We start from the raw sequence: 12,763 nt of genomic DNA on the forward strand, positions 1-12,763 counted from the left end.
TCAATGTGATTTTGATGCAATGTCCAATCTGGCCAGCAACTGGGTGGGTGCATAGCCATATTGTTTTTTAAAGGCAAAGGAAAAATGGGACAGGTTCTCAAAGCCCGTTTCATAACACACCTCGATGGGACGCCTATGGTTTTCGGTAAACAGGTAATGGGCTCTTTCCAGGCGTTTGTACGTCAGCCAGCGTTGTGGTGTAGTGCCAAAGGTTTTGTGGAAGTCCCTTTTGAACGTGGTCAGGCTCCTCCCGGTGAGATAGCTGAATTTCTCCAGCGGCATGTTGAACATAAAATTCCTTTCCATAAAGGCCGCCAGGTCTATTTTATGCGGTTCCTCAAAATTGGCCAGTACATGGTCGATCCCGGGGTCAATATTCCTGAGGATACTGATGGCCTCGTTGATCTTCAATGAGGCAATATCCCCTGGAAAAGTTCCCTGCATTTCAAAATAGGGGATGAGCGATGCCATGCAACTCCGTAAAAGGGGATGCTCCCGGAAACTCCTTATTTTGCCAGGGGCAGGTCTTGGGGTCATTTCCCTGTCCCTGTAAAATTCACGGAGCCTATTTATGGAGAGGTGCATGGCCACGGCCTTGTGCGGCAATCCGTCCTTTGGTACATTGATGATGGTGGCCAGCAGGTGCCGTGGTATCATGAAGGTACTTCCCTTACCGAACACCAGGTTTTCATCGGCACCTATAACCCTGGTTTCCCCCGAGATCAACCATACCAGCAGATGGTCGTCAAAGGCGGCCTCTGTCTTGAACAGCTTGCCCCCGTAGCAGGAAAGTTTGATCTCGGGATTGATGTAATCCACTGTATAGTCCATGGCCTCCATACCTGCAAAGTTACGAAATGGAGCCGGTGTCGAAGGTCAACCCGGTCATTTCTTCACTCCATTTCCACAAGCGTTTTGCATTTTCCCTGTCCAGGGAATAGGGTTTGACCCCACCGATGACGGAAGTATTCTCTCCCAATTGTGCCACATCCACGTTTTCGCAATACACCCCGCCCATTTCATTCAGCATGGGGCTGGTGGCACACCAGACCGTTGTGGCAGCTCCCTGGGGAATGGTCTTCAGCGAAGCTGCGACTTCGGGCAGGATGTTTCCCTCCGCATCGGTGTACCCCAGCTTTTGGAACAGGTCTGTTGGTGCTTCCCGGGAGAGTTCCGTTCCGCCCACGGCACCGGGACAAAGCGCATAGGCCCTGACCCCGTATTTTTTTGCACGGGCATCCAGTTCAAGGGAAAACAGGTTCATGGCGGTTTTTGACTGCCCGTAGCCCAAAAGGGTCTCATAGTCCCGTTGCCTGAAATGCGGGTCTTCAAAGTCAAAATCAGCGAACTGGTGCCCTCCGGAAGAGACATTGACCACCCTTGCCCCCTGTGCATTTTTAAGGGCAGGCCATAGCCTGGCGGTAAGCTGGAAGGGTGCCAGGTAATTTGTGGCCAATTGGGACTCGAAGCCACGTTTGTCCCGGCGCAACGGCACCCACATAATGCCTGCATTGTTGATAAGCAGGTGGAGTGGTCTTTGTGAGGCGAGGAACTTTTCGGCAAAGGCAACTATGGAGGCCGGTTCCATTAAGTCCATGACCTCGATTTCTACATTTGCGATGCCATCCAGGTTCCGTTTTGCCTTTTCGATGTCCCTTGCCGGAACGATGACACTGGCCCCGGCACTTGACAACGTGCTTACGGTCTCCAGTCCGATACCTGTATTTCCCCCGGTAACAATAGCTGTTTTCCCGCTTAGGTCAATGCCCCGGATGACCTCGCTTGTGGTAGATTTTGCATTGAAACCTGAACCGATGGGGCGTTGCTGGGCCCCCTGATAATTGGTGTGTTCCATTTTTTAGATTTTTTGATGGAACAAAGGTAGGGGCGTTGATTACGGGGAACTTTGTTCAAACGTCCGAAAACACTTTGTTCAAAAGGTCTATGGTTTTTATCTTTCCCGGATTCCGGAAATTATAGGGAACTCATTGTCGGGTAACTTACGGAAGAACCTTTCCGGTCACCGGTTCGGGAAATGTGTTCCGGGTTTAGCTTGTGGAGATAATGGAGGTTGTGCAATTGATTTTTATAACAGGGTTTGGTAAAATACTGTTAAAAAGGTGTTGTTCTTACTTGATGTTGTTGATTTTTACTATATTATATAACATAAAAGTTCAAAAAGTATTAAGATGGCAACTAAAAAGACAAAGGGCGGTAATGAAAAAAAAGTGCAATTGAATAAGGATATGGTGGATAATAAGGATAAAATCCTTACCACAAATCAGGGAGTAAATGTGCACGACAACAATAACACGCTTAAGGCAGGGGAGCGCGGTCCGTCCCTGCTGGAAGATTTTATCTTTCGCGAGAAAATATTCCATTTCGATCACGAGCGTATCCCCGAGCGTATCGTACATGCCAGGGGTAGTGCGGCACATGGCACCTTTACCCTGTACAAATCACTTAAAAAATATACCAGGGCTTCTTTTCTCTGTGATACCGGGACAGAAACTCCCGTATTTGTCCGCTTTTCCACGGTTGCCGGCTCGAAAGGCTCTACCGATCTTGCCAGGGATGCACGTGGTTTTGCCGTAAAGTTCTATACCCATGAGGGCATATTCGACCTGGTGGGAAATAATATACCGGTGTTTTTTATACAGGATGCTATTAATTTCCCCGATCTTATACATGCCGTAAAGCCCGAGCCGGATAACGAAATGCCGCAGGCGGCATCGGCTCATGATACGTTCTGGGATTTTGTATCCCTGATGCCCGAGGCGGCTCATATGGTGATGTGGACGATGTCTGACCGAGCCATTCCGAGAAGCCTGAGAATGATGGAAGGTTTCGGTATACACACTTTCCGGCTGGTCAATGAAAAGGGAGACTCCGTATTTGTGAAATTCCACTGGAAACCCCTTCTGGGAGTTCACGGGGTTGCCTGGGATGAAGCCCAGAAGATCTCCGGATTCGATGCTGATTTTCATCGCCGGGACCTGTGGGAAAATATCGAAAAGGGAAATTACCCGGAATGGGAACTCGGATTGCAGATTTTTACGCAGGAAGAAGCCGATAAATTTTCTTTTGACGTGCTGGACCCTACCAAGCTTGTTCCGGAAGAACTGGTACCTGTACAGCGCGTAGGAAAAATGACGTTGAACCGAAATCCTGAGAATTTCTTTGCCGAAACCGAGCAGGCAGCCTTTCATCCCGGGCATATTGTTCCCGGTATTGATTTCTCTGACGATCCCTTGTTGCAGGGAAGATTGTTCTCGTATTCCGATACCCAGCTGAGCCGCCTGGGGAGTACCAATTTTCACGAACTGCCGATAAACCGTTCCGTGGCACCGGTGCACAATAACCAGAGAGATGGTTTCATGAGACGGGATATCGTAAAAGGCAAGGCGAGCTATTTTCCTAACAGTCTCGGGGGCGGCTGCCCTTACCATGCCATGATGGAAGGACGGGGGTTTGGGTCCTATCCCGAAAAGGTCAGTGCCCCGAAAGTAAGGGGAAGGAGCAAGAGCTTTGCCGATCATTTTACCCAGGCCAGGCTTTTTTATCAAAGTCAGACCCCGGAAGAACAGGCCCATATAGCCGATGCCTACAGTTTTGAGCTGGGCAAGGTGGGGGGCGTGGCCATCCGGAAGCGATATCTTGGCATATTGGCGGAAATAGACCGTGACCTGGCCGGGAAGGTGGCCTCCAGACTCGGGCTTCGGGTACCGAAGGGACTGTCTGAAGATACTCTACGGTTTGCCAGGCAGAACCATCCCGATTACCCGGTAAAACCACCGAAGCCGGAAGTGGAAAAATCCCCGGCACTGAGTATGGCCATGCAGAAGAATAACAGCATAGCCACGCGGAAGATTGCATTTCTTGTGGCCGGTGGTGTAGCCGATAATTCCGTAGACCAGCTTAAAAAGGAGCTTGAAAAAGGAGGTGCCGAGGTGGTCTTCATCGCTCCCGATGTAGGAAATATAAAAACTTCTGGTGGTCAGAAAATTGAGATCGGCCACAGTTTCCTTACCGATGCTTCCGTATTGTACGACGGTTTGTATGTGCCGGGAGGAGAAAAATCGGTAAAAACACTGCAAAAGGAGCCCGATGTCTTTCATTTTATCCATGAAATGTACCGCCACTGTAAGCCCCTTGCCTTTTCTGAAGATGCGGAACAACTGCTGGAGCACACCTATATAAAAAAGGAAAAGAACGATAAAGGGTTGCTGTTTGGCTCCGGTAACACCCTGGTAAAAGGCTTTATTTCCGCCCTGAAAAGTCACAGGGTATGGGAACGCGAGCCGAAAAGGAAAGTCCCTGCCTGAACCTCCGTTTTCTGCACTGCCCCGCCATACCCCGTTTGAATATTAATCTCAAAAATGGTTATGAAAATAAAACCTTCTTCACTTCCCGTAGGGAACACCCCGCTGGTACGAATGCAGCACGTGTTTTCTTCGCAGGCCCTACAGTTTTATGCCAAACTGGAATATATGAACCCCGGTGGAAGTATTAAGGACCGTACGGCAACGCGGATTATAAAAAGGGCTATTGAAAATCGGCATATTACCCGGGAAACGACTATTGTGGAGTCTACTTCCGGAAATATGGGGATTGGTCTGGCAAGAATATGCCGCCTTATGGGGCTTAGGCTCGTCCTTGTAGTGGACCCTTATATCAATCCCCAGGCCGAGAAGATTCTACGGGCTTTCGGCGCGGAACTGGTATGTGTAGAGGAGGATGACGGTAAAGGAGGTTTTCTCAACACTCGTTTGCAGAAGGTCAAAGACCTGCTTGATACGCTTCCCGACAGTTTTCATCCGGATCAATATACCAATCCCGACAATCCCGGCGCCCATTTTGAGACCGTAAAGGAAATCCTCCAGTCTTTACAGCGCGTACCGGACTATATTTTTGTTCCTACCAGTACCTGCGGAACGCTGATGGGGATCTACGGAGGACTGGAAAACCTGGGGCATCAAACGCGACTGGTGGCTGTAGACGCCGAAGGGAGTGTCATCTTCAAGGATACATCGGCAAAGCGGCGTATTCCGGGAATGGGTTCTTCAAGACCATCCTCATTCGTCAAAACGGAAAAAATTTACCGGGTACTTCATATCGCCGAAAAAGATATCGTAGCAGCCTGCAGGAGAGTGGTGGAGACCGAAGCAATGATTATAGGAGGATCTTCCGGTGCGGTTATTGCAGCAGTGACGCAACTTAGTCCCGAAATACCGCCGGGTAGTGATGTAGTAGGGATATTTGCCGATAGTGGCGAGCGGTACCTGGATACGATTTATAATGAGACATGGGTAAATGCGGGGCAATGATCTGGACCAGGGCACATATAGGTTGCGGAAACCGGGAAGAACGCTGTTGGCAGTCGTTTTATGCCCGACATAGCCGCCTGCCCGACCCCGGCTCATTCCGGCATATTGCGGTGGTGGGAGGAGGGCCTAAAGGACTTTATGCTTTGGAACGGGCGGTCAGTGCGCTTAAGGATGGTTCCGGGAAGTGCTGCATCCACTGGTTCAACAGCGATAACTTTTTTGCCTGTGGCCCCAATTTCAGGACAACCCAGCCGGAATTCCTGCTCATAAACTTTTGTATCGGCCATATCCGATGTCATACCCGTGCGCTTCCCGTATCGGTAATTCCGTCTTTTCCCGACCTGGTGGAATGGATAGCGGCAAAAACCACTTCGGAGGAACGTCCGGCTGCAGAGGATTTTGCTTCCAGGGCGCTTGTCGGGACCTATCTGCGGGATTACCTGTATTGCTTGTTCGACCACCTTCCGGAACATATTGAGATCTGTATGGTGGCCCGTGAGATCACGGCAATGGAGCCACTACCCGGTGGGCGGATAGCTTTTCCTCCGTTGCCGGGATACGTTTACCGGAGCGTGTTGTTGTGTACAGGGCATTGTTATGATAATAGCACTTCTTTTCCGGACGAGATTACGGAAAAGCCGGGGTTCCTTTACTTCAGGTCGCCCTATCCGGTAGCCTTGCTCGATGCCATTCCGGCCGGGGATGCCGTTGCTGTTCTGGGAATGGGGCTATCGTTTACGGATGTGGCACTTGCCCTTACCGAAGGAAGGGGAGGCCGTTTTCACGGGAGAGATACCCTGACCTACAGTCCCTCGGGGAGCGAACCGTTGCTGTACCCTTTTTCCAGGAGTAATCTACCCATGATCCCCCGTATGGGGATATACCACAAGACATACCGTCTGTTTTATCTCAGCCAGGAATGGGCAGACCGGCTTAAAAAGAAAAAGCCCCTTGATTTTACATCGGATATCCTCCCGGTGCTTCAGAAGGAAATATGTTTTGCCTATTACAGTACCCTACTCGGATCCAGGGAGGAAAATGCCGTTTCTGAATATATGGACAAACTTCCCGGAGCACAGCGTTTCGGGTGGAAGCAGCTGTTGTTTCCTGCTGCGCAATGGCAGAAAGAGTACTCCTCATACGGAGCATTTATTATCGATTATATGGCCCATACCATAGCCGAGGCTGAAAAAGGTGAATGTCACAGCCCGCTTATGGCTGCCGCAGCAGTATGGCGCATCGCCACACCGCTGGTTGCACAGTTATATGAGTTCTGCGGGTTTACCGGTGAGTCGCACCGTGAGTTCCTCAAGAACTGGTACGGCCCGTTATCCAGGGTAAGTTTCGGTCCGCCGGTAGTTAACATGAAAAAAGTCCTTGCCCTGATACGGTCGGGGACCATACGCCTGCCCGGCGAGCCCCCTGCACAGCTTCGGGTGGACCAGGAACAGGTAATGTTATCGGTCCCGGACGGTTTGCAGACCGTTACCGCCCTAATCGATGCCCGTATAGCCCGCGCCGCTCTGGAAAAAGGGAATAACAGGCTGTATGCAAACCTTAACGATAAGGGGCTGGTAACTCCGCTGGTTAATGATACCTTCCGTGTGGGGGCCATAACCTTAGACCGGAACGGAAGGGTGATTACCGCCTCCGGAAGTGTCTTGCAGGTGTATGCCTATGGCACTCCTACCGAGGGAACAGTACTTGACAATGACAGCCTTTCGCGTGAAAAACATAATTTCGGGGCACTCTGGGCCCGGACTTTAAAAGAAAATTGTTATGAAAAAACCTGATTATCTGCCGGAACTCACCCCGGTGGTCCATCCGTGGGTACACGAACTGCTACGACAGGAAGAGCGTATGGAAACAGCATTATCACTGCACGGGTCGCCGGTAAATATCCACTGTACGGTGCCTTTCCGGGAAAATATCGGAAAATTCCGGTCCGTTTTCGATAACCTCGGACTCGAATATACCTTGTTTTTTGCCCGTAAGGCCAATAAATGTCTGGTATACCCTGAAGTAGCCCTGGGCGAAGGGGAAGGTGTGGATACGGCCAGCTATACGGAGCTCCGGGAATGTCTGGAACAGGGAGCCGATCCACGCAAACTGGTGGTTACTGCAGCGGTCAAGAACAAAGCGCTCGTAAAACTTGCCGTGACGCATGGCGTTCCCCTGGTCATCGATAACGAAGACGAATGCCGGTTAATTCAATCGGTTTGTGAGGAGGCAGGGTGTACGGTACCGGTGCAGCTCAGGGCCAGTCATTTTCGCTATGAGGGAGAGGTATTGTACAGCCGGTTCGGGTTTCCGGTAGGAGAAATTCCCGGTTGGGCAGGCCGGAACCTTGGCCATGACGGAACATATCACCTTTTGAAGTATCGCGGACTTCATTTTCATCTCAGTGGTTATTCTACCGGGCAAAGGGCAGAAGCCTTATGGCAGTGCCTGGAGGCCGTACGTCTGCTGAAAGAGAAAGGTTTTGCTACCGAAAGTATAGATATGGGCGGAGGAATACTGGTAAACTATCTGGAACAGCAAACCCAGTGGCGCGATTTTTTCCGGGAGCTGGAGAAGTCGGTAAGGGGAGACCGCAGCCCCATAACCATTCACAACGACGGCCTGGGACTGCAGTTGTACCGCGGAGAGGTTATCGGCAGCCCGCAGGTATATCCTTATTTTAACCGGGAACACGGGGCAGAATTTCTCAGAACCGTGCTGGACAGTACGAATGAAAAGGGTGAGCGCTTGTGCGAGGTGCTCCGTTCGCAGGGTATCCGGGTGCACCTGGAACCGGGCAGGTCGCTACTGGACCAGTGCGGGATAACGCTGGCAAAAGTATGCTTTACCAAAAAGGACAGCGCCGGAAATACTCTGGTGGGACTGGAGATGAACCGCACCCAGCTCAGGAGTTCCAGTGCCGATTTTCTTTCCGACCCTGTTCATATAAGCCGTGTTTCCAGCTCCGGGCCGGAAGCCGAAGGATATCTGGTAGGCGGATATTGCCTGGAACAGGAATTTATACTCAAACGAAAAATAAGGTTCCGGAACCTTCCTGTAACAGGAGACTGGATCGTTTTTATCAATACGGCAGGGTATATGATGCATTTTTACGAATCCCGGGCCCACAGGTTCGAACTGGCGGCAAATCTTCTTTACGAAGAGGACAAATTATATGGCATTTAGATTTTATTTTCTTACAAATGCTCTTGAAGCCTGTCTGGGATCAGGTTTCAGGGGTTGTTTTTTGGTGGCCATAACCTCTAAACTATAATGCCCGAACTCCTCGGTCACCGTTCCATAACAGGCATAGATGCCCTTGCCATGAATGGGCGTTTGGTCCATGACCTGCGGAAAGTGGACACAATCAAAGAAATTCCCCTCCAGGTCCAGCATGGTGGTAAAGCGCATGACTTCCCCTTTGGAGGTGGTATTGGTACGAGTGTGCACCATGGCACCATAGACCAGTATCTTTCTGTTCAAATGGTCCGGAAAATCCTGGTACACAAGTCGGCTCTTTGGTTCCCCGTCCATCAGGGCATAGTACCCGCATAGGGGGAAACCCAATAGTTCCAGTTGGTCGTAGGCATCCTCAACGGGGTGGGAGGGCAACTGGGGCAGCTTGAAGTTCCGGTGCCTGGGCTTGAACAGTAGTGTCTGGGTCGTGCGTTTACCATAGGCACGGGTCTTGAACACCGCATGCCAAAGGACTTCCTTTTTGGGCACCCCAAAACAACGGAAGGCATCGATACGTACCAGTATGGAGAGTTGTTCTATGGAAATGGGCACCCGGTCGATAAAATCATCAAAGTCCCGGAACTTGCCATGGAGCTGCCGTTCGGTCAGCAACCGCTGGATGACAGGCCGTTCGAGATCCCGCAGGTTTCCCAGCCCCAGGTAAATGTTACGTCCATGAATGATATTGATATGGTCGCTCCGGTTGATACAGGGCGGAAGGATGGAAGCCCCCCACATTTTGGCCTCATGGACATAGAGTTCCATATCGTAGAAGCCACCGCCATTGTTGAGCACGGCGACCATGAACTCCAGCGGGAAATAACATTTCAGGTAAAGGCTCTGGTAACTTTCCACGGCATAGGAAGCGGAATGTCCCTTTGCAAAGGCATAGCCTGCAAAACTCTCAATCTGCTCCCAGACCATGTTGGTCAAAGCGGCATCATGGTCCCTTTCCTTACAGTTGACAAAAAACTTGGTCCTGACGGCCTGGAATTCCTCCCGGGAGCGGAACTTGCCGCTCATGCCCCTGCGCAGGACATCGGCCTCGCCCAGGTCCAGCCCTGCAAACAGGTGGGCCACTTTAAGTACATCTTCCTGATACACCATGATGCCATGGGTCTCTGGCATGATCACCAAGAGAATGGGATTGGCCTGCTTCCGGCGTTCCGGTTCCCGCTCCCTACGGATATATTCGTCCTTCATTCCCGAGGAGGAGACACCCGGGCGGATGACGGAACTGGCGGCTACCAGTCCCAAGTAGTCATGGGTGCCCAGTTTTTTCATCAGGCCCCGCATGGCCGGAGACTCCACATAATAGGCCCCGATGGCCCGACCTTCGCTTAACAAACGGTTGATGTTGGGGTCCCGTTTGAGGCGTTCCACATCCTTGATGTCCCATAGTTCCGCTTCGGGCTGGTTCTCCCGAATGATCGAGATGGCCTCCTTGATCTTGGCCAGTCCACGTTGTCCCAGGATATCGAACTTGAAAATCCCCACATCCTCGGCAATGATCATATCGAACTGTACCGTCGGAAAACCTTTGGGCGGTAGAGTAGTGGCCGAATAGTAATGCTCGGAACGGTCCAGGATTAAGATTCCCGAGGAATGTACGCTGACGTAGTTGGGCATCCCGTGAATATAGGTGGCGTATTTCAAAACCAGCATGGAGAGCTCATCCAGGTCATGGTGTTTGAGACGGTCCGAGACCAGCTTGTCGATTTCTTCATTGGGCAGGCCGAAGACCTTGCCCAGTTCCCGGACGGCGGCCCGGTACTTAAAGGTGTTGTAGGTGCCCAACAGGGCGACATGGTCAAAACGTTTAAAGATATAGGCCGTGACATCGTCCCGGTCCCATGTCGAGAAATCAATATCGAAATCAGGGGGCGAGGCCCGAAATGGGTTGATGAACCTCTCGAAATACAGGTCCAGTTCGATGGGGTCCACATCGGTGATACCGATTAGGTAGGCCACCAGGCTATTGGCCCCGCTACCCCGTCCCACATAAGGATAGTCCCTGGACCGGGCATAGGAAACAATATCGTGGTTGATGAGGAAGTAGGATACGAAGTCCAGTTTCCGGATGGTTTCCAGTTCCCGTTCCATCCGTTGTCTTACATTTTCCGAAGGGTTGGCATAACGCCTGGGCAGCCCTGCTTGGGCGAGTTCCCTCAACTTTTGGAAATCGGCTTCTTTCGATTCCAGGAAGCGGGATTGGTTCTGGGAGACCCTGTCCTTCCCGAACCCGAAATCAAGGGAACTGTCCTCCAGCAATTTCCGGGTATTGGCCAGGATATGGGGAAAGTCGGCCAAAAGCCCTTCCACCTCCGAAATGGGCCGCATGGTATCGTCGGGGTTGCCCTGTTCCGATTGGGGCAGTTTACTGAGCAGGGTATTCAGGCCGATGGCCCTGAGCAGCCGATGGGTATTGAAATCCTTTTTGTTCCTGAAGGTCACGGGCTGCAAGAGCACCAGTCTATCGTGCTCATTCCGGTAATGGGAAAAACGCAGTTTGCGCAGTTGCCCCAGGGATACCCCGATGAATTCACGTTCCCGGAACCGGGAGCGTTCCTCTTTCAGTACCTTCTCAAAAGGGTAAATAATATAGGCATTATCAAAGGCCGGAGCATCGGGGGCTATTGGTTTTCCCGAATGCAGGTGCCCGGACAAAAAGGCATTGAGCTCTCGAAATCCTTCATTGTTCTTGGCTAATGCCACGAACTGCTGTTGGTTGCCGTTGCGGAAATCAATGCCCACCACGGGCTTGATACCTTGCATCCGGGCCAGGCGTACAAAGTTCATGGCCACGGAGGTATTGTTGATGTCGGTCAATGCCAACGTCCGGACCCCTTGGGCTTCGGCTAGGGCCAAGAGTTCCTCCTCGGAAAAAGTTCCGTAGTTCAGGGAGTAATATGTATGGCAATTCAGGTACATTATTGCTGTCTATGGGCCAATAAAATAGGAGGCTTTCCATCAAAGGGGTTCCCGCCCCTTCCGATGGTACGGGCACCCAGGGCCGAGGCCCGCATCAGGGCGGATTCCCCGAAGCGGTTGCGGATCTTGTCCATGGCCTGGTAGAGGTCCAGTCGTTTGTCGCTGTCCTCAAACAAATCTATCTGATAGTAGCCACCCACGATATGGCTGTAGTTGACCCCGACCAGACGGATGAGCATCCTGCGCTGGTACAGGGAATGGAATAATTCCCGGACCAGGGGGATAAGGATATGGTCGGCACTGGTATAGGGAATGCGTTTCTGTTTGGTATAGGTCTGGAAATCGCTGTAGCGTATTTTCACGCTGACACAGCCCGTCATTTTCTGGCCACGCCGCAATTGGTAGGCCAGGTTCTCGGCCATGGCCACCAGCGTGGTCTCCAGTTTGTCCATATCGATGGTGTCCTTGCCGTAGGTACGCTCGGAAGAAATGGACTTTCGTTCATGGAAGGGGACGAGGGGCGGGTTGTCCAGTCCGTGGGCCCGCATCCAGATGGTACGGCCATGGACGCCAAAGCCACTTTCCATCATTTCCAGGGGCAGTTCCTGAAGGGTGCGGATCGTGGTGACTCCCATATTGGACAAAAGTCCATAAGTCTTTTCCCCGACGGAGGGCAGTTTCCGGATGGAGAGCGGGGCCAGGAACTCCCGTTCGTAGCCGAAATCGATCATCATCTGGTTGTTGGGCTTGGCCTCCCCGGTGGCCACTTTGGAGACCACCTTGTTCTTGGACAGTCCGAAGGAGATGGGCAGCCCGGTTTCCTTCAATATCCGTTGGCGCAGTTCCGAGGCATATTTATAACACCCGAAAAAACGGTCCATGCCCGAAAGGTCGGCATAGAACTCGTCCACACTGGCCTTTTCAAAGAGGGGAACACTTTCGCGGATAATCTCCGTTACATTGTCTGAAAACTTCATGTAGGTACCGGCATTGCCCTTGATGACCGTTGCCTCCGGGCAGAGCCTGCGGGCCACTTTCATGGACATGCCCGAATGCACCCCGAACCGCCGGGTCTCATAGCTGCATGCCGCCACAACCCCCCGATCGCCAAGGCCACCGACAAGCAGGGGCCGTTTCATCAAACGGGTGTCCAGCAGTCGTTCACAGGACACGAAAAAGGTGTCCAAATCCATATGGAGAATTGTAGTGCTCATTATTAAAAATTGGATATATTCCAAGTAATTGGAAAATGTCCAAAATTACAAAAG

General features: G+C 51.6%; 8 protein-coding genes. 4 read left to right on the forward strand and 4 right to left on the reverse strand.

What is annotated here, in order from left to right; genetic code table 11:
* Together DN748_RS10015 and DN748_RS10020 are read right to left on the reverse strand one after the other, a co-directional pair.
* On the reverse strand, positions 1–831 hold the full coding sequence (locus DN748_RS10015; protein ID WP_112371747.1) for an AraC family transcriptional regulator: 831 nt from the start codon (positions 829–831) through the stop codon (positions 1–3).
* A gap of 19 nt (positions 832–850) precedes the next feature.
* Complete coding sequence (locus DN748_RS10020) at positions 851–1,855, reverse strand: SDR family NAD(P)-dependent oxidoreductase (protein ID WP_112371649.1); 1,005 nt, start codon at positions 1,853–1,855, stop codon at positions 851–853.
* A 334-nt stretch (positions 1,856–2,189) separates the two neighbouring features.
* On the opposite strand from DN748_RS10020, the gene DN748_RS10025 reads away from it, so the two are divergent.
* The 4 genes from DN748_RS10025 to DN748_RS10040 are packed head-to-tail and all read left to right on the forward strand — an operon-like array spanning position 2,190 to position 8,513.
* Positions 2,190–4,325: a catalase gene (locus DN748_RS10025; RefSeq protein ID WP_112371650.1), complete on the forward strand. Its 2,136-nt coding sequence runs from the start codon at positions 2,190–2,192 to the stop codon at positions 4,323–4,325.
* 60 nt (positions 4,326–4,385) lie between these two features.
* Positions 4,386–5,327, forward strand: a complete 942-nt coding sequence (gene sbnA / locus DN748_RS10030) for a 2,3-diaminopropionate biosynthesis protein SbnA (protein ID WP_161554535.1) — start codon at positions 4,386–4,388, stop codon at positions 5,325–5,327.
* Positions 5,324–7,120, forward strand: a complete 1,797-nt coding sequence (locus tag DN748_RS10035) for an FAD/NAD(P)-binding protein (RefSeq protein ID WP_161554536.1) — start codon at positions 5,324–5,326, stop codon at positions 7,118–7,120. The genes sbnA and DN748_RS10035 overlap by 4 nt, the downstream gene beginning before the upstream one ends.
* Positions 7,107–8,513 (forward strand): type III PLP-dependent enzyme domain-containing protein, encoded by a 1,407-nt coding sequence (locus DN748_RS10040; RefSeq protein ID WP_112371653.1) that lies wholly within the window; start codon positions 7,107–7,109, stop codon positions 8,511–8,513. The genes DN748_RS10035 and DN748_RS10040 overlap by 14 nt, the downstream gene beginning before the upstream one ends.
* Positions 8,514–8,516: 3 nt before the next feature.
* Here DN748_RS10040 and DN748_RS10045 read toward each other — a convergent pair whose 3' ends face one another.
* Both DN748_RS10045 and dinB read right to left on the reverse strand, forming a co-directional pair.
* Complete coding sequence (locus DN748_RS10045; protein WP_112371654.1) at positions 8,517–11,495, reverse strand: DNA polymerase III subunit alpha; 2,979 nt, start codon at positions 11,493–11,495, stop codon at positions 8,517–8,519.
* On the reverse strand, positions 11,495–12,709 hold the full coding sequence (gene dinB / locus DN748_RS10050; RefSeq protein ID WP_112371655.1) for a DNA polymerase IV: 1,215 nt from the start codon (positions 12,707–12,709) through the stop codon (positions 11,495–11,497). The genes DN748_RS10045 and dinB overlap by 1 nt, the downstream gene beginning before the upstream one ends.
* Positions 12,710–12,763 lie beyond the last annotated feature (54 nt).

Origin of the sequence: Sinomicrobium soli (assembly GCF_003285545.1) — a bacterium.
Taxonomy (GTDB): domain Bacteria; phylum Bacteroidota; class Bacteroidia; order Flavobacteriales; family Flavobacteriaceae; genus Sinomicrobium.

What these genes read in the sequence shown, in the direction of transcription:
- DN748_RS10015 (WP_112371747.1), bottom strand. Translation starts at nt 831, where the DNA reads ATGGACTATACAGTGGATTACATCAATCCCGAGATCAAACTTTCCTGC.
- DN748_RS10020 (WP_112371649.1), bottom strand. Translation starts at nt 1,855, where the DNA reads ATGGAACACACCAATTATCAGGGGGCCCAGCAACGCCCCATCGGTTCA.
- DN748_RS10025 (WP_112371650.1), top strand. Translation starts at nt 2,190, where the DNA reads ATGGCAACTAAAAAGACAAAGGGCGGTAATGAAAAAAAAGTGCAATTG.
- sbnA (WP_161554535.1), top strand. Translation starts at nt 4,386, where the DNA reads ATGAAAATAAAACCTTCTTCACTTCCCGTAGGGAACACCCCGCTGGTA.
- DN748_RS10035 (WP_161554536.1), top strand. Translation starts at nt 5,324, where the DNA reads ATGATCTGGACCAGGGCACATATAGGTTGCGGAAACCGGGAAGAACGC.
- DN748_RS10040 (WP_112371653.1), top strand. Translation starts at nt 7,107, where the DNA reads ATGAAAAAACCTGATTATCTGCCGGAACTCACCCCGGTGGTCCATCCG.
- DN748_RS10045 (WP_112371654.1), bottom strand. Translation starts at nt 11,495, where the DNA reads ATGTACCTGAATTGCCATACATATTACTCCCTGAACTACGGAACTTTT.
- dinB (WP_112371655.1), bottom strand. Translation starts at nt 12,709, where the DNA reads ATGAGCACTACAATTCTCCATATGGATTTGGACACCTTTTTCGTGTCC.